Here is a 16,557-nt window from a genome sequence, read left to right on the forward strand (position 1 = left end):
TCTTCGTCTCCCCCATTACAATTGCTTTATATAAACATGATTATGTTGTTGAAAACCAACTTGTTCAAAAAACGCTATCACTCTTTCATTCTTATCTATAAGTGTGATTTCAATCTCTTTCACGTGGTCTCTTTTGATGATTTCTTCAAACGTGTAATAAGCATTTGTTCCATAACCGTATCCTTCATAATCATGATGAATGAGAAGATACGATAAAATCGCTTTACTTTGTTGCACAGTGTAATCAATAATACCTACGTATGTATCGTCTGCTTTTATACAATACGCTACATCTTGAGCTGGTAGATCATGAGAAGAAAACATTTCTTCTATTACTAAACTTGTCTCATTGGTAACTTTTTCAAACTTTAACATAACTATTTCACCTTCATTCTTATTATTATTGTATCAAATAGGACAAGTATTTATGAAAAAAACCTTAAGATAACAATGTTATCTTAAGGTTTTCTATTTATACTAAGCTATAAGCACGCTTTGTTTCTTCATGGAACACATTTGTATCATATTTATGCTCAACAAAAATTTGATGCCATACCATAAATGCAAGTACTGTCCAAATTTTACGGCTGTAATCACCTTTATCTGCACAATGTGCTTCTAACAAGTTTAATACGTACTGCTTGTCGATTAAATGCTCTGTTTTGCTTTCTTTAATGATATTTACAGCCCAATCATGCATTTCATCTTTTAACCAGTGACGAATTGGTACTGGGAATCCTAGTTTCTTACGATCTAATACGTGATCCGGTACAATACCGCGTACAGCTTCACGTAAAATTGCTTTTGTTGTACCGTTTGCAATCTTTAATTCTGTTGGAATTTTAGATGCAACATCAAACACTTCTTTATCTAAAAATGGTACACGAAGTTCTAATGAATGTGCCATTGTCATTTTATCAGCTTTTAATAAAATGTCACCGCGCAGCCATGTGAACATGTCAATGTATTGCATTTTGCTTACATCATCGTAATTCTTAATGTCATCATACAATGGCTTCGTAATATCCATGTAATTTACACTCTCATTGTAGTGCTTCATAAGCGCCGCTTTCTCTTCTTCACGGAATATTTTCGCATTTCCATAGTAACGTTCTTCAATTGGTGTGCATCCACGCTCTAAGAAGCTCTTTCCTTTGAATCCTTCTTTTAACGCACCACTTAACGCTTTTAGCACACGCTTTCCTGGACTAGGAATGTAAGAGAACATTTTTAAAGAGTTTGGCTCACGATAAATATTATATCCACCAAACAGCTCGTCTGATCCTTCACCAGAAAGAACAACCGTCACATGCTTACGCGCTTCTTTCGCAACGAAATACAACGGTACAGCTGCTGGGTCCGCTAACGGATCATCCATATGCCACATGATTTTTGGAAATTCATTCATAAATTCTTGCGGTGTTACGAATACACTATAATTTTTCACACCTAATTTTTCTGCTGTCTCTTTCGCTACATCAACTTCACTAAAGCCACGGCGCTCAAAACCAACAGAGAATGTCAACAGATTTGGATTCATTTCTTTCGCAATAGATGCGATAATCGATGAATCAATACCACCAGATAAGAATGAACCTACTGGTACATCACTACGCATATGCATTTTTACAGAATCGTATAATACGTCACGAATTGCTTGAATATGCTCTTCTTTCGTTGCATCAGATGCATTGAAATATGGTTGCCAATAACGGCGAATTTCCATCTCTTTACCAAGCTCTTTTACAAAGTAATGACCCGGCTCAATTTTGTTAATATCCACTGTTAATGTTTCAGGCTCCGGAGCATATTGATACGTAAAGTAATGTTGTAGAGAAGCTGGGTTTACCCCTTTATCTTCCATCACATGTAAGATACTTTTCTTTTCAGATGCAAAGAACGTTGTATCTCCATGCTGTGCAACGTAAAGTGGCTTAATACCGAAATGATCACGCGCACCGAAAAGTTTTTTCTCTTCGCGATCCCAAATCATAAATGCAAACATACCACGAAGGTAATCTACACATTTTTCTTTCATATGAGCATACAATGCAATGATTACTTCTGTATCAGATTGCGTCGCAAATGTTGCACCTTTTTCAAGAAGCATTTCACGAAGCTCTACATAGTTATAAATTTCACCATTAAAAATAATTACATAACGATCATTTTCATAGGTTAACGGCTGATGTCCTGCCTCTAAGTCAATAATACTTAAACGGCGGAAGCCAAATTGTACATGTTCATCACGGAAGTATCCTTCATCGTCTGGACCACGGTGAAAGATAATCGTATTCATATTTTCAAATTGATGTTTTTCTTCTGCCGAAAACTCTCTAGGGTTTTCACATAAACATCCTACAAAACCACACATACTTTCTTACCCTCTTTCGGTTTTCATTCTTTTTCTATACTACTAACCCTATTTATACTAGCATAATCATAACAATATGGCGACAAAAAGTACAAAAAAACCGCTCCTATTCTTATCTTATCCTTTATCAACTTTCAATTTCTTACACAACTGAAAAAAAACACACTCACATTTAGGCATTTTGGTCATATGATATTTCAGATTTATCTTTAGGAGGAGAAATTATGAGTGATGAACAAAAACCTTCACGTCCGCCATTTCGAAGTTACTTAAAGCAAATTGATGACTTTTTCGAACAATCTCCGCTTCGTGATGTTATTGCAGATATGAATCACTTTTTCCAAAAAGGAAATCGTTTATTAACATTTCCTGTTGATTTATTTGAAGCAGGAGAAGACCTTGTTATAAAAGCTGAACTTCCTGGTGTTCAAAAACAACAGATTCAAATTGAAATACAGGGTGAATACTTAAAAATTTCCGTAAAAGAAGATGTTTTAGAAGAAGAAATAAAAGAATCACATAATTATTATCGCCGCGAACGCGCAGTGTCAGAAGCTTCCCGCATGATTAAACTACCTTATACGATTAATAAAAAACAAGCGAAAGCTTCTTATCAAGATGGAATTTTAGAGATTCGTGCACCAAAACTTCCGCAGCAACATGATATTTTATCGATTGAATAAAAAAGGATGCTCATTCGCATCCTTTTTTACTGTGTTAAACGCTTAATATCACGAAGTATATCATCATACGGTGTATTCGTAATACCGCTATATTTCTTCAAAACTTTCCCATTTTGATCTACTAAATAAAATGATGTCCCATGAACAACTTGATCTGTATTTTCAGGTTTGTCAACAAGCATTTGGAAATTTTTCTTTGCAAACTTTTCAATGTCATCTTGCGTATATCCAGTTAACAAATTCCAGTTCTTCGTATCATCTGTGAACTTTTGTGCGAACGCTTTTAAATTTTCGGGCTTATCTACCTCCGGATCAACACTGAACGATACAAACTGAACATCTAGTTTTTTTTCTTTTGCTAACTTTTGTAATTTCGCCATATTAGCCGTCAGTGGCGGGCATACTGTTTGACAGTGTGTAAATACGAAATCCGCTACCCACACTTTTCCTTTTAAATCTTTCGTGCCAAACTTTTCACCATTTTGATTTATGTATTGAAAACTTTCAACATCCCAATTTAATGGATCTCGAAGTTTTGATCCTGAACTGCATCCAGCTAAGACTAGTAAGCAAAGAGCAGTAAAAATACCAATCCATTTTTGATATTTCTTCATTCTAGAACACCCTTCTCTCTTTCAAAATATAACATTTCTTCTATTCCTATGCTAACGAACAGTAAGAGTCCAAATCGCAAGATATTTCCATCAACAGAAGGACAATCCTACTAATGAAAATTTCACTTTATTGTAACAAAAGTAAACACTACAGGAGAAGTGTTTACTTCACTTGTTCACTAAATCGTACTAATTTTTCAATAGCTTCTTCTTTATGAAATGTGCTAAACCATCTATAATCTTCGTCATCTAAAATACGATAATGTTGACTGACAATATTTTGCTGTAAGCAAAAAGGTCCCTTTTTCTCAATTTCCTTCCACCATACATGTCCACCCATCGTTTTTTCTTTTTTATATTCAATATGCTGATGAGAAATTGTTTGGACAACTTCAATTGCAGATCCCCCAAACGCAGTTTGTAACACTTCGCTGTCTTGAAACAACGCACATACCGCAACAACAGTCGTCCACGAAGGTGAAATGCGTTCTTTTTCAATTTGAACAATCGTCTTTTTGGAAAGACCTAAAATCTCTGCCATTTCTTCTTGTGTATAATTATGTTCTGTTCGAATCAGCTTCATTCTTTTCGCGACTTTCAATATCACTTGGTCTTTATTCATATGAACACCTCTTCTTGCTTTGTAAAGATTACCTCGTTGTAATTTTACACTTTTTTAATAATTAGTCAATTTCATTGACTTCTTTCCTTAACAACACTTCAATACAATAGTACTAATAGATTTCATGTGGGGTGATGTTCATGTGTGGAAAGCGTTATGAGAACATGGATAATATTAGTACAAAAAAACCGATAAGAGAATTTTTACGGTGGAGAAAAGAACGCAACCAAAAGAAGAAAGACTTTTCTTTCGTTATAGAACAATCGCCTGTAAAACAAGCTGCATTTTTACGTGCAAATAAATATAAAACAACCGTTACATGGATTGGCCACTCGACATTCCTTATTCAAACAAATGGACTCAATATTTTAACTGATCCTGTATGGTCTAAAAAGGTTAAAGTTGTACCACGACTTACAGATCCTGGACTGATTCTTGAAGAACTACCGCCCATTGATGTGGTACTTATTTCTCACGGTCACTACGATCACCTTGATTTTCCAACGCTTCGTCAACTAAAATCGGATGTACTATATTTAGTGCCAAGCGGTTTAAAAAAGTTATTTTTACGAAAGAAATTTTTCCATGTTGAAGAATATAACTGGTGGGAACATACAGTAATTGATAATGTACATTTGCACTTTGTTCCAGCTCAGCATTGGACGAGAAGATCATTATTTGATATGAACTCCTCTCATTGGGGAGGATGGATCATTGACAACAAAACAACCGAAGAAACGATTTATTTTTGCGGTGATAGCGGATATTTTCGGGGGTTTAAAGAAATCGGAGAACGTTTTACTATTGATATCGCCCTCATGCCAATTGGAGCCTATGAACCCGAATGGTTTATGAAGATATCACATATTTCTCCAGAAGAAGCAGTGCAAGCGTTTTTAGATATAAAAGCAAAACATTTTATCCCCATGCATTACGGTACATTTTCGCTCGCAGATGAAACACCAAAGGAGGCAATTACTAGACTTCGCAACAATTGGAATTTACGAATGCTTCCATGGGAACAATTGCATGTTTTATTTCTTGGGCAAACATATATAGCTACTCTTCCCTCCATACAAGAAGAAAAAGTAAAAAGAGAAAGTATGCATATATAATATTACAAACTCAATACATGATTAGTATCAGCATTTATACGGTACACATTATTTATTTTGTACGGCACGAAAAAAGCTACTTGAATATAATCAAGTAGCTTTTTTCTATTCTGCAAAATAAGAGAATCCAATCGCCCCAACACCTGTATGTGTACTAATAACAGGTGTTGTAAAGAAAATTTCTGATTGTGTAAATCCACTAATCTTTTCAACTGCCTCTTTCATCTTCTGCGCTAACGGTAATGCTTTTGCATGTGGAATCGCAACTGCTTTTACTGTTTTACCAGCTATATCTTCTTCAAATATTTTCGCTAATGCTTTTACGACTTGTCCTTGACTACGTACCTTAGTAATCGGATTGAGGACCCCGTCTTCAACACTAGCAATCGGCTTAATATTTAATAAAGATCCAATCATTGCTTTTCCTTTACCAATACGGCCACCTTTTACAAGGTTTTCTAATGTATCAACGACAACAAATAGGCGTGTGTTTTTTCTAACTTCTTCAACACGTTTTAAAATATCTTCTAAAGAACGTCCTTCTTGCGCCATTTTCGCTGCCTCAATTACTTGATATCCTAAAGCATGAGTAATCAATAAAGAATCTACTACCGTTACTTTTGTATTTGTCATTGTTGCCGCACTGCTTGCTGTCGCAACTGATCCACTTAGTCCATTTGTTAAATGAATCGAAAGAACTTCGCTGCCGTCCTCGCCTAAACGATCATACAATTCTACAAATGAACCAACTGCTGGTTGAGATGTTTTTGGTAACTCTTCCGATTTTTCCATTTCTTCAATAAACTCATCTGGTTGTAAATCTACACGATCTAAATAAGTTTGTCCGTTCACAGAAATTGATAATGGGATAACGTGAATATCATATTTCTCAATCACATCTTGTGATAAATCCGCCGTTGAGTCTGTAACAATTTTAATTTTTGGCATGTTTTACTTCTTCCCTTTCCACTACGCTCTCCCTGTTATTATACTAGTATTCCCACTGCTTTCAACAGTTTAAGGTAATTTTCCGACAAAATTCTCGCTTTTTGTGGCTAAAAATGTAAGGCAGAGCACTTTTGCTCTGCCTCAAATTTTTTCTATGCATTTTTTTCTAACGTATTTGTTTCATATACATTTGAATAATCATTCCATTTTAAACAATTTCGCAAATATTCCCGAAATGAGTACGAAAACCTTGGTTGTTTTTGTTTTTGAATTTTGGAAATAAAGAGCTGAAGACGCGACTGAATCTGAAACGCTAATGGATGCTGTGTTTGTAGCACAGGAATTTCAACCACCTTTACGCATTTTCCTGTTGGATGAGTAAAATAAAAACTCTTCATAATCACGATATCAATCCTCTTTTTTTTGGATTTATAATGATAGTATAAACCGACAAAGACAAAAAGTTTGTCTAAATTTTGGAGAAGCAATAACTTTTTTCTTCTTTATATTGTATACGCTTACATGAATAGTATAACAAAGAAATAAAAAAAGCGCCTGTCATAAAGAGGCACTTTTTGATCCAAAATCATTTTCACGACTTTGTTTACGTTTATACACAATTTTCGACAGAGTGATACTAATCTCATATATACATATAAGAGGTACCGCTACCAAACTATGAGATAAAAAATCAGGTGGCGATATACATGATGCTATAATAATTAACATAACATATGCATATCTCCTTATACGTTGCAGCAAGTATGGTGTTAAAAAACCTATACTTGTTAAGAACATAACAACAATAGGTAATTCAAATATAACTGCGAATGGTACCGTTAAATTTAATACAAAATAAAAATATTTCTCAGTTGTAAACATCGTATTAAACATCTCATTTCCAAGCTGCGTTAAAAAGTGAAATAAAAACGGCATCACAATAAAATATCCGAAACATAGGCCTGCAATAAATAATATAAATAACACAGGAATGTACATTAAAGTCATTTTTTGTTCCTTCGGATGCAAACCCGGCTTTACAAATAACCATAATTGAACTGCAGCTATTGGTATTGTACAAACAATTGCAAAGAGCGAAGCAATGGAAAAGAAAATCCATAATACATCACTTGGACCTAAAACTGTCAATTTCATTGTTAAATCTTTCACCAGAAAAAAATAAATATCTTTTGCGTATACAAATCCTATAATTAAGAAAAAAACAAATGATAGGACGGTAATAATTAAACGCTTTCGCAATTCACTAATATGCTCTATAACACTCATTTCTCGATCATCCATTTTTTTCACCACTCTTTTTTCATCAGATAAAAAAGATGCAAGAGAGATTCCCGCCTTACATCTTTTCTAAATTATACATATATTATTTACGTTCTTTATCTTGAAAAGCATCATCTGTTAATTCTTTTGTTGATTTCTTAAATTCTTTTAAAGTTTCTCCTAAAGCTCGTCCAACTTCAGGTAATTTTTTGGGACCAAATAAAATAAGTACGGCTACTAAAATTAAAATTAAACCTGGAAAACCAATATTTGAAAGCATATTTCCATCCCCCTTATAAGTAGATTGAATGGTTCTACTATCCCTTAATTTCATTTTGTCAAAAAAGTTTGTAAACGTCAATGTATCCGCTGGCTTTTGTCAAAAAAATTTGAAAATATAATTTTTATACATTTTTCATTTCCTATTCCTTTTGTATATGATATGGTGAAAGAAACTATACTCCTCATTTTACTATATGAGAAAGGAGTCGAAACATGGCTCAAAAGATGACTCGAATGACTCAGTTTGTTAAAGAAGAAATCGCAAATGCAATTACACATGGCATCGGTGCCATTTTAAGTATTCCTGCGTTAATTATTTTAATTATTCACGCATCAAAGCACGGAACTGCATCAGCAATTGTTGGATTTACTGTATATGGTGTGAGCATGTTTTTACTATATGTATGTTCAACGCTATTACATAGCATTCATCATCCAAAGGTAGAGAAGTTATTCACTATTTTAGATCATTCTGCCATTTATTTATTAATTGCCGGCACATATACACCATTTTTACTCGTTACACTGCGCGGGCCACTGGGCTGGACATTACTCGCAATCATTTGGACATTAGCAATTGCCGGAATCGTCTTTAAAATCTTTTTTGTACGTCGTTTTATTAAATTATCAACTTTGTTTTACGTCATTATGGGCTGGCTCATCATTGTTGCTATTCAGCCGTTATATGAAAACTTAACAGGGCATGGCTTCTCCTTATTATTAATCGGTGGAATTTTATACTCTGTCGGTGCCATCTTCTTTTTATGGGAAAAGCTCCCATTCAATCATGCAATTTGGCACGTATTTGTATTAGGTGGAAGTGCGATGATGTTTTTCTGCGTTTTATTTTATGTATTGCCTGTAGCGTAAAAAAGTCTCAGCTTTATAGCTGAGACTTTTTTACTTATTTAGCTGACCCGCAATAATATCTTGCGTATATTTCGTTAATTCTTTAATGTCCATATTTTGATATTGTTCTGCTGTAATTGGTTTCGAAATTGTGACTGTTGCATGCGCCGGTTTCATTCGATTACCGTTTGCTTCAAACATTTTATAAGTCCCGTCCACTGTTACTGGTAAAATCGCTACACCTGATTTGACAGCAAGATGGAAACTACCAGCTTTAAATTCTCCCATTCCAGCACCCTTACTACGAGTTCCTTCTGGAAAAATAATGATAGAATGTCCTTGCTTTAACAGCTCAATTCCATCTTTAATAGCTTGTAAAGATTGACGACGATCCTTACGATCCATAAATACACAGTTCATCAATTCCATCCATGTGGATACAAGTGGAAACCTTTTAATTTCTACTTTCGAAACAAATCCAATTGGCTTATTTAAATAGCCCATTAAAACAGGAATATCCATATCACTTTGATGATTACTTACTACTAGCACTGGCTTATCCTGTGGTACATTTTCAAGTCCATTCACTTGTACTGTTGATCCAGCTACATGAATCATCTTCTTACCAAACCAATTTGTTGTTTTAAACACCAGACGATCTTTTTCTTGCGGCGATAGTGTATGTAACTTTCGTTTTATACGCCACATTCTTGGCGTAATACCAATTACTATTAAAATTAAGTAAAAAATCTTAAAAACCGTTTGAATCATATAGAACCCCCACATATTGTAATTCCGTACTTCATTATACTAGACAAACGAAGGAAAAAGAAGAAAAAATGTCCAAACGACAAGCGTTTGGACATTTTTTATAATATGATAGATTAGAATTGTTTTGCTAATTCACGTGCTTTTTCAATTGCTTGTTCTTTAATTTCAGGTGCCTGTGCAGGATTTGCACTCATACCTTCTACTGCAATATATTCTACTTCCGTTACACCCATGAAATTTAACATCGCTTTTAAGTGGTTACGGCCAAAGTCCACTCCTGCGTATGGTCCTTCAGAGTAAACGCCGCCTGTTGCTTGGATATGGAGCGCTTTTTTGCCTTCTAATAAACCAACTGGACCATTTTCAGTATATTTAAATGTTTTACCTGCAATTGATAAGTTATCTAAGTATGCTTTTACAACTGGTGGATAGCTCAAGTTCCACATTGGTGTTACAAATACGTATTTATCTGCATGCATAAATGTTTCTAAGTTCCCACTCATAGCTGCAATTTTTTGTTGTTGGCTTTCACTTAATGTTTCAAAGCCTTCTCCTGCCCCAAGTTTCCCCCAAGCAGCAAGCACTTCACCATCAATTGCGGGTACGTTTGTATGGAATAAATCAATTGTTATAACGTCATCTTGTGGATTCGCTTGTTTGTAAGCATCAATAAATGCTTCTCCTACTGCCATGCCAAATGATACTTCTGCTGGATTTGGATTTGCTGTAATAAATAGTACTTTTGTCATATTGATTTCTCTCCCTTTTTTCTCTTCATTAATATCTTCAATTCAAGATTTTATTATTGAAAAGTAAATTACTTACCTTACATAAGTAATAATATATAATTAACGTTTATCTGTCAATAAAAATAGTTGCTTTTTTTTCGTAAGTAAATAACTACATTGCGCAAAACTTTCATCGGTGAAAGAAATCCATAACCAAGTTACGGAAAGTTATCAACAATTAGAAGCATATCGGCAGTTATTTCCCGCTCTTCTTTGGTTTCTCATCATCTTCAAGTAGGAATATCAAAAAAATGAGCTATCTCACTTTTGAATGAGATAGCTTATTGTCCATCACTTTTGAAACACATGTTTAACTTTCTCAGCCGGAATACTACTTCCACCTCTACCTTTTACATCTTCAATCATCATTGCCACAACCATATTTGGAGAATTTGCATCAAATGCAACAAACCACCCTAACTCTTTACCATCCGCTTCTTTTGATTCTTTTAATTCCGCTGTTCCTGTTTTTCCAGCAAGCGTAATACCATCTAATTTTGCAATCTTACCTGTTCCTTCTGGGTCATTCACAACTTTTATTAAAGCGTCTTTCAAAATAGCACTGTTCTCTTTTGATACCACATTTTCTTTCCACGCCTTTACCTGCTTTTCATCTTTTAAAAGGTGTGGAGATGGAATATTCCCCTCATTTACAATTGGCGCATAAGATAATGCAACGTGAAGAGATGACATTAAAACTTCACCTTGACCATACCCTGTATCAGCAAGTTGAATATCATTTTTTATACCATCTTTTGCAATTTGCGAAGTTGCAAATCCATATTCAATCGGTAACTTTTCACCAAATCCAAATTTCTTCGCTTCTTCTATAAACTTATCTTTACCAATTTTTAATGCTTCCTGCGCAAAATAAATGTTATCAGAATACATCATTGCTTTTTCAAAATCAACTGGATTGACATCTTTGACACGCGTTACATAATAGTTACCCCAAGAAGAATCTTTTGCCCATTTTACACCATCAATTTTAAGAGATTCTTTTGGATTTAGTACTTTTGTTTCTAAACCAATTGCACCTGTAATTGACTTAAAGACGGAGCCAGGTGCGTATACTTGGGTAAACCGATTTGTCATCGGCTTTTTCGGATCATTATTCCAAGCATCTCGCTCTGCTTTTGCTGACTCTCTTATCATAGCGTTTGGATTGTATGATGGACTACTTACAAGCGCTAATGTTTCTCCTGTTTGTGGATGCATTGCTGCACTTGAACCCGCTTCGCCCTTCATTTCTGCATAAATTTTTTGTTGCAAGTTCCCATCAATCGTAAGTGTAATATTTTCGCCATCCTTCGCTTCCTTTTTAGAAAGTTCTTTTAATTCTTTTCCTTTTGCATCGGCAATATAAACACGTCCGCCTTTTTCACCGCGGAGTTTATATTCAAAAACACTTTCCAGACCTGTTCTTCCAATAGGATCATCAGCTTTATATCCTTTGTCCGCTAATTTCTTTAAATCTTCTGCATTCACCTTCCCCATATAGCCAGTTAAATGTGCCGCAGCTTCTCCTAAAGGATATGTCCGAACATTTACTGTACGCGTCGCTACACCGGGCATAGATATGTAATCATTTTCATTTGCACCTTCTGGCAAAATAGAAAGCGGAACATAGTAGCCTGGTTGTACCCATTTCGCTGTTAATTTCTTTTCGATATCTTCAACCGACATATTTAATAATTTTGCTAATGTTTCTTTTGTTTGTTGAGCTGATTCACCTAATTTCCCAGGCACAACTCCAACTTCTGAAGCTTTCCCATTCGTTGCTAATCCGCTTCCATTCCTGTCATAAATTTCACCGCGCTTTGGCGAAAATGATTGAACAAGTACTTTATCATCTTGTTTCATAGTTGGAAAAATAAATGATGGATTCCAATCAACTTTCCAGATGTCCTTATCTCCATCCTTTTCTTTCACAAGTTTTGCATCATTTTCAAACGTAATCTTCCCGCCGATTGTATCCATGCTTACTTTAAAAGGTACATTCGCATTATTTTTCTCATCTTTTTTTTCTTCTTTTTTCGTTACTGCTTCTACCTTTAAATTTTTCACCGCAATTCCTGTATAAACATTTTCATATTTCTTTACAAAATCTTCTTTTGTAATCGACTGCTTTGCCTCTTTCGATAACTGTTCATACATTTTATCAAACTTTTGTTCATTCCATGCTTTTGCATATGTATCCATCGCTTGCTCTGGCTTCTCTTCTTTCCCACAGCCTACTATAAATAGCATTGAAAAAATAAAAAGTATTCCACATAGTTTTTTCACTTCTTCTCCTCCTTTACGTCTCGATGTTATTATAATATAAAACTCCAATTTTACAAAAATATCCCAATACAAAGAGCGATGCAATATGCATCGCTCTTTGTATTATTCCTTCTATAAATCTTATTTTCTGCTTTTAATAAGATTGTGAACAAATAGAAGAAGTTATATCATTATTTCGTTTAGAAAAGATACGATTCACTATTTACCTAAAGATAAAGAAGCTTAGTATGTGTCACATACCAAGCTTCTTTATCTTTATTTTCGTTTACCATACACATGATAAGCATATGTATATGGATTTTTCTCATCTGTAACGCCTTGTTCTACAGATATTTTTTCCCACTCATCATAATTAATTTCCGGGAAGAATGTGTCGCCTTCAAATACTTCTTCAATTTTCGTAATATACAAGCGATCCGCAAACGGAAGAACTTCTTTAAAAATCTCTGCACCGCCAATCACAAAAATTTCTTCATTCAGTTGCTCGTCCATTTTCTGCACATCATCAATAGAATGGATGACTTCACAGCCTTCCCTTTCATAATTTTTGTTACGGGTTAAAATAATGTTTGTTCTCCCAGGTAAAGGTCTTCCAATAGATTCAAACGTTTTTCTTCCCATAATCATTGGATGTCCCATTGTTACTTTTTTAAAATATGCCAAATCTGCCGGAAGATGCCAAGGTAATTGGTTGTCCTTACCGATTAGACGATTTTTATCCATTGCTACAAGTAATGAAATCATATATATCCCCCTATCTTCGTTTACACAGCTACCGGTGCTTTAATTGCTGGATGCGGATCGTATCCTTCTAACATAAGATCATTCATTTCAAAATCAAAGATAGATTTCACATCTGGATTTAGCTTTAACGTTGGGAACGGACGCGGTTCACGTGCTAATTGTTTTTCCACTTGTTCAAAATGGTTTGTGTAAATATGTGCATCACCAATTGTATGAACAAACTCACCCACCTCTAAACCACACTCATGCGCAATTAAATGTGTTAATAACGAATAACTAGCTATATTAAACGGAATACCGAGAAAAATATCACCGCTGCGTTGATATAGTTGACAAGATAGCTTCCCATCTGCCACATAAAATTGGAATAGTGTATGACAAGGTGGCAGTGCCATACTTGGTACATCTTCTGGATTCCATGCAGACACGATTAAACGCCGGGAATCTGGATTTTTCTTGATCATATCAATTACATCTTGCAATTGATCAAGCGTTTCTCCAGCAGTCGTTTTCCATGCACGCCACTGTTTCCCGTATACTTCTCCTAAATTACCGTACCGCTTCGCAAATTCATCATCTTCTAATACCTTTGTTTTAAACAATTCCATTTGCTCTTCGTATTGCTTATTAAAGTCTTCATCTTGCTGAGAACGCAGTCCAAAGTCTGTCATATCTGGCCCTGTATACGTATCGCTCTCTATCCAATTTTTAAACGCCCACTCGTTCCAAATATTATTATTATGCTGCAGCAAGTAACGAATGTTTGTGTCACCTTTCATAAACCAAAGAAGTTCGCTCGCTACTAAACGAAACGGCACACGTTTTGTCGTAAGTAACGGAAAACCTTGACTTAAATCAAAGCGCATTTGATACCCAAATACAGATACTGTTCCTGTACCAGTGCGATCTTCTTTTCTCGTACCGTTTTCCATAACGTGACGGCACATATTTAAATATTCATACTCTGCGTGTTTCATCAAGTAACCTTCTTTCACAATTGCTTTATGTAACATTATTTTTTCCTATATGGAGTTTATCATATATGCCTTTGAATTTCACACGACCTTTTTAGTAAAAAACTCTTTCATATAGTATACACGCGCAAAAACTCGGTATTAAAAATTTTTTCATCTTCAAAATCTGACATACTTTTGTCAACATTCCCCACAAAAAGAAAAAGGGTTTTCCTATCCCCTTCAAGAAACTATAGTGCGGAAGTAAATAATATATGAGTGGAGGTTTTACTATGCAAAAAATTGAAATGCCTCTTACAAGTAAATTACATACGAAAATCCAAAACATGATGAAAGATTTAAACGTCCCTGGAGCTGCAGTTGCTATCGTAAAAGACGGAGAAGTAGTATTCTCAGAAGGTTATGGGTTCCGTGATACAAAAAATAAAAAACCCGTTACTCCAAAAACGTTATTTGCCATTGGTTCGTCGACAAAAGCATTTGGTACACTATCTTTAAGCTTACTCGCACAGCAGCAAAAATTTAATTGGGATACACCTGTACAAACTTACATTCCAACTTTTTCACTTCACGATCTGCTAGCAAGCGCACAAACAACAGCTCGTGACCTAGCATCTCACAGGACCGGCGTCAGTCGTCATGATACATTATGGTATGTCTCGTCTTTAACTAGACAAGAAATTGCTGAAAAAATTCGCCACTTAGAACTAGATGCACCGTTCCGCTCGGCATTTTTATATAACAATTTAATGTATGCCACGATTAGTTATATTACTGAAAACATTGCAAATCAAACATGGGAACAATATGTAACAGAACATATTTTAGAACCTCTCCATATGGAACGCACAAATTTTTCAGTTAATACTTCACAAAAATCAGATGACCACGCACTTCCCTATAGCGAGAAAGATGGGAACATAACAGAAGTACCTTTCTGCAACCTTGATACCATTGGCGCTGCTGGATGTATGAACTCAAATATAGAAGATATGGCAAAATGGGTATTACTTCATTTAAATAAAGGAAAAGTTGGTGAACATGAACTACTTGCACAAGATCTGCTCCAACAAATGTATACACCGCATATCCCAATTCCAGATGAGCCAATGTTCGCTCTGCCGGAATGCCCATTAAACAGCTACGGTCTCGGCTGGTTTATTAGTGCCTATCGCGGACATAAAGAAATCCATCACGGCGGGAATATCGACGGATTCACATCTCTCGTTTCTTTTATGCCAGAACATAATATTGGGCTTGTCGTGTTAACGAATTCCGGTAAAACGTTACTTCCTTCTTACCTTGCGCATCAAATTTATGATGAATTGCTTGGATTAGAACCAATTGATTGGCATAAACGTGCTGTAGAAGATACAGCAAAGCTTAAAGAAATAATGAAAGAAATGAACAAACCGCTACCACAAGTAAAGGAAACTGTTCTTTCACATCCATTAAAAGATTATATCGGAACGTTTGAACACCCTGCATACGGAACAATAGAAATACACAAACGAAATGAAACTTTATACTTAAAATTTGCCTCATTTGATATTGTACTGAACCATCATCACTATGATATGTTCAGTACAAAATGGAATGTTTTCCAAATGGAAATGAACATATTAGTTTCTTATGAGATGAATACAGCAGGTGTACTAAACGAGCTTAAACTGCACCTACCAGTAACGTTAAGTACCAAGCCACTGCTGTTCACCAAAATAGAAAAATAGAATTTTCATTAGTCAAAAAACGCAGGGACTTCAAAACCCTGCGTTTTTTATTAAAAGGTTTTCTTCTTTAAATATATACCTGTTAGCTTAAGTACATTTCTTCATAATCCCTTCTCTACATTAACATATAATATATCCAGTTTCATTCCCGTAAAAAGAACCCAAAACAGTCATTTATGGAACTCAATTTATTTCTAGTGAAACTGACTAAAATACACTTAAAGACCAGTTCCAAAACTCATTACCAAAAACAAAGAACCTTAATAAGCACCAAATAACGTTTATGGAACATTCTTAACGTACGACAAAATCAAGATTTTTAACTGAAGAATTCCTTAGCGTACGAAATTCGCGTTTTGTTGGTGCTACCCCATGCCCATCAACTTAAGAAATAAGGTATTCCCCAAAACGAAAAAAATGAGTTGAATTGTTATAAATAATTGTAGCAAGATAAAGTTTTCGTTTTGAGGACTTCAAAATATTAGTTTGATGAACA

The 16,557-nt window shown here is 35.0% G+C and carries 17 protein-coding genes; 4 read left to right on the forward strand and 13 right to left on the reverse strand.

Going from position 1 to position 16,557, the window contains the following annotated elements; all coding sequences use genetic code 11:
- Window positions 1-15 precede the first annotated feature (15 nt).
- Together AB1279_RS13915 and asnB are read right to left on the reverse strand one after the other, a co-directional pair.
- Entirely contained in the window at window positions 16-375 is a 360-nt protein-coding gene (locus AB1279_RS13915) for a GNAT family N-acetyltransferase (RefSeq protein WP_429759370.1), read from the reverse strand.
- Between the two features lie 97 nt (window positions 376-472).
- Window positions 473-2,374 carry an asparagine synthase (glutamine-hydrolyzing) gene (gene asnB / locus AB1279_RS13920; protein ID WP_429750105.1) on the reverse strand — a complete coding sequence of 634 codons (1,902 nt, stop codon included), beginning with the start codon at window positions 2,372-2,374 and terminating at the stop codon, window positions 473-475.
- 224 nt (window positions 2,375-2,598) lie between these two features.
- On the opposite strand from asnB, the gene AB1279_RS13925 reads away from it, so the two are divergent.
- On the forward strand, window positions 2,599-3,057 hold the full coding sequence (locus tag AB1279_RS13925; protein WP_429750106.1) for an Hsp20/alpha crystallin family protein: 459 nt from the start codon (window positions 2,599-2,601) through the stop codon (window positions 3,055-3,057).
- 26 nt (window positions 3,058-3,083) lie between these two features.
- Here the strand turns inward: AB1279_RS13925 and AB1279_RS13930 are convergent, their stop codons facing one another.
- Together AB1279_RS13930 and AB1279_RS13935 are read right to left on the reverse strand one after the other, a co-directional pair.
- Entirely contained in the window at window positions 3,084-3,671 is a 588-nt protein-coding gene (locus AB1279_RS13930; RefSeq protein ID WP_429750108.1) for an SCO family protein, read from the reverse strand.
- A gap of 163 nt (window positions 3,672-3,834) precedes the next feature.
- The gene (locus tag AB1279_RS13935; RefSeq protein ID WP_429750110.1) at window positions 3,835-4,293 is read right to left on the reverse strand and encodes a helix-turn-helix transcriptional regulator; all 459 of its coding nucleotides are present in this window, start codon (window positions 4,291-4,293) and stop codon (window positions 3,835-3,837) included.
- 134 nt (window positions 4,294-4,427) lie between these two features.
- On the opposite strand from AB1279_RS13935, the gene AB1279_RS13940 reads away from it, so the two are divergent.
- Window positions 4,428-5,408 (forward strand): MBL fold metallo-hydrolase, encoded by a 981-nt coding sequence (locus AB1279_RS13940; protein ID WP_429759372.1) that lies wholly within the window; start codon window positions 4,428-4,430, stop codon window positions 5,406-5,408.
- 105 nt (window positions 5,409-5,513) lie between these two features.
- Here the strand turns inward: AB1279_RS13940 and AB1279_RS13945 are convergent, their stop codons facing one another.
- The 4 genes from AB1279_RS13945 to AB1279_RS13960 all read right to left on the reverse strand — a co-directional run bounded on the left by AB1279_RS13945 (window position 5,514) and on the right by AB1279_RS13960 (window position 7,917).
- Window positions 5,514-6,356, reverse strand: a complete 843-nt coding sequence (locus tag AB1279_RS13945; RefSeq protein WP_429759373.1) for a DegV family protein — start codon at window positions 6,354-6,356, stop codon at window positions 5,514-5,516.
- A gap of 152 nt (window positions 6,357-6,508) precedes the next feature.
- Window positions 6,509-6,760, reverse strand: coding sequence for a DUF2535 family protein (locus AB1279_RS13950; RefSeq protein ID WP_429750115.1), 252 nt, complete (start codon window positions 6,758-6,760; stop codon window positions 6,509-6,511).
- Window positions 6,761-6,914: 154 nt separating this feature from the next.
- Window positions 6,915-7,658 (reverse strand): twin-arginine translocase subunit TatC, encoded by a 744-nt coding sequence (gene tatC, locus AB1279_RS13955; protein ID WP_429759375.1) that lies wholly within the window; start codon window positions 7,656-7,658, stop codon window positions 6,915-6,917.
- 82 nt (window positions 7,659-7,740) lie between these two features.
- On the reverse strand, window positions 7,741-7,917 hold the full coding sequence (locus tag AB1279_RS13960) for a twin-arginine translocase TatA/TatE family subunit (RefSeq protein WP_429759376.1): 177 nt from the start codon (window positions 7,915-7,917) through the stop codon (window positions 7,741-7,743).
- A gap of 215 nt (window positions 7,918-8,132) precedes the next feature.
- Here AB1279_RS13960 and trhA point away from each other — a divergent pair, with 215 nt between their 5' ends.
- A complete protein-coding gene (trhA, locus tag AB1279_RS13965; protein WP_429759377.1) occupies window positions 8,133-8,789 on the forward strand; it encodes a PAQR family membrane homeostasis protein TrhA in 657 nt (218 codons plus the stop codon).
- A 30-nt stretch (window positions 8,790-8,819) separates the two neighbouring features.
- On the opposite strand, the gene AB1279_RS13970 is transcribed toward trhA, so the two are convergent.
- From AB1279_RS13970 to AB1279_RS13990, 5 genes are all read right to left on the reverse strand, one after another.
- A complete protein-coding gene (locus AB1279_RS13970) occupies window positions 8,820-9,539 on the reverse strand; it encodes a lysophospholipid acyltransferase family protein (RefSeq protein WP_429759379.1) in 720 nt (239 codons plus the stop codon).
- A 113-nt stretch (window positions 9,540-9,652) separates the two neighbouring features.
- On the reverse strand, window positions 9,653-10,288 hold the full coding sequence (locus tag AB1279_RS13975; protein WP_429750123.1) for an FMN-dependent NADH-azoreductase: 636 nt from the start codon (window positions 10,286-10,288) through the stop codon (window positions 9,653-9,655).
- 330 nt (window positions 10,289-10,618) lie between these two features.
- Entirely contained in the window at window positions 10,619-12,613 is a 1,995-nt protein-coding gene (locus AB1279_RS13980; RefSeq protein ID WP_429759380.1) for a penicillin-binding transpeptidase domain-containing protein, read from the reverse strand.
- A gap of 255 nt (window positions 12,614-12,868) precedes the next feature.
- Window positions 12,869-13,357, reverse strand: a complete 489-nt coding sequence (locus tag AB1279_RS13985) for a dihydrofolate reductase (protein WP_429759382.1) — start codon at window positions 13,355-13,357, stop codon at window positions 12,869-12,871.
- A 20-nt stretch (window positions 13,358-13,377) separates the two neighbouring features.
- Window positions 13,378-14,334, reverse strand: a complete 957-nt coding sequence (locus tag AB1279_RS13990) for a thymidylate synthase (protein ID WP_429759383.1) — start codon at window positions 14,332-14,334, stop codon at window positions 13,378-13,380.
- A 269-nt stretch (window positions 14,335-14,603) separates the two neighbouring features.
- On the opposite strand from AB1279_RS13990, the gene AB1279_RS13995 reads away from it, so the two are divergent.
- On the forward strand, window positions 14,604-16,061 hold the full coding sequence (locus tag AB1279_RS13995) for a serine hydrolase (protein ID WP_429759384.1): 1,458 nt from the start codon (window positions 14,604-14,606) through the stop codon (window positions 16,059-16,061).
- Window positions 16,062-16,557: the final 496 nt, after the last annotated feature.

Origin of the sequence: Bacillus sp. S14(2024) (assembly GCF_050473785.1) — a bacterium.
In the GTDB taxonomy this organism is placed as follows: Bacteria; Bacillota; Bacilli; order Bacillales; family Bacillaceae_G; genus Bacillus_A; species Bacillus_A yunxiaonensis.

Bases quoted from the DNA above. Each gene is read 5' to 3' on its own strand.
- AB1279_RS13915 (WP_429759370.1), bottom strand. From the start codon at position 375: ATGTTAAAGTTTGAAAAAGTTACCAATGAGACAAGTTTAGTAATAGAA.
- asnB (WP_429750105.1), bottom strand. From the start codon at position 2,374: ATGTGTGGTTTTGTAGGATGTTTATGTGAAAACCCTAGAGAGTTTTCG.
- AB1279_RS13925 (WP_429750106.1), top strand. From the start codon at position 2,599: ATGAGTGATGAACAAAAACCTTCACGTCCGCCATTTCGAAGTTACTTA.
- AB1279_RS13930 (WP_429750108.1), bottom strand. From the start codon at position 3,671: ATGAAGAAATATCAAAAATGGATTGGTATTTTTACTGCTCTTTGCTTA.
- AB1279_RS13935 (WP_429750110.1), bottom strand. From the start codon at position 4,293: ATGAATAAAGACCAAGTGATATTGAAAGTCGCGAAAAGAATGAAGCTG.
- AB1279_RS13940 (WP_429759372.1), top strand. From the start codon at position 4,428: ATGTTCATGTGTGGAAAGCGTTATGAGAACATGGATAATATTAGTACA.
- AB1279_RS13945 (WP_429759373.1), bottom strand. From the start codon at position 6,356: ATGCCAAAAATTAAAATTGTTACAGACTCAACGGCGGATTTATCACAA.
- tatC (WP_429759375.1), bottom strand. From the start codon at position 7,658: ATGGATGATCGAGAAATGAGTGTTATAGAGCATATTAGTGAATTGCGA.
- AB1279_RS13960 (WP_429759376.1), bottom strand. From the start codon at position 7,917: ATGCTTTCAAATATTGGTTTTCCAGGTTTAATTTTAATTTTAGTAGCC.
- trhA (WP_429759377.1), top strand. From the start codon at position 8,133: ATGGCTCAAAAGATGACTCGAATGACTCAGTTTGTTAAAGAAGAAATC.
- AB1279_RS13970 (WP_429759379.1), bottom strand. From the start codon at position 9,539: ATGATTCAAACGGTTTTTAAGATTTTTTACTTAATTTTAATAGTAATT.
- AB1279_RS13975 (WP_429750123.1), bottom strand. From the start codon at position 10,288: ATGACAAAAGTACTATTTATTACAGCAAATCCAAATCCAGCAGAAGTA.
- AB1279_RS13985 (WP_429759382.1), bottom strand. From the start codon at position 13,357: ATGATTTCATTACTTGTAGCAATGGATAAAAATCGTCTAATCGGTAAG.
- AB1279_RS13990 (WP_429759383.1), bottom strand. From the start codon at position 14,334: ATGAAACACGCAGAGTATGAATATTTAAATATGTGCCGTCACGTTATG.
- AB1279_RS13995 (WP_429759384.1), top strand. From the start codon at position 14,604: ATGCAAAAAATTGAAATGCCTCTTACAAGTAAATTACATACGAAAATC.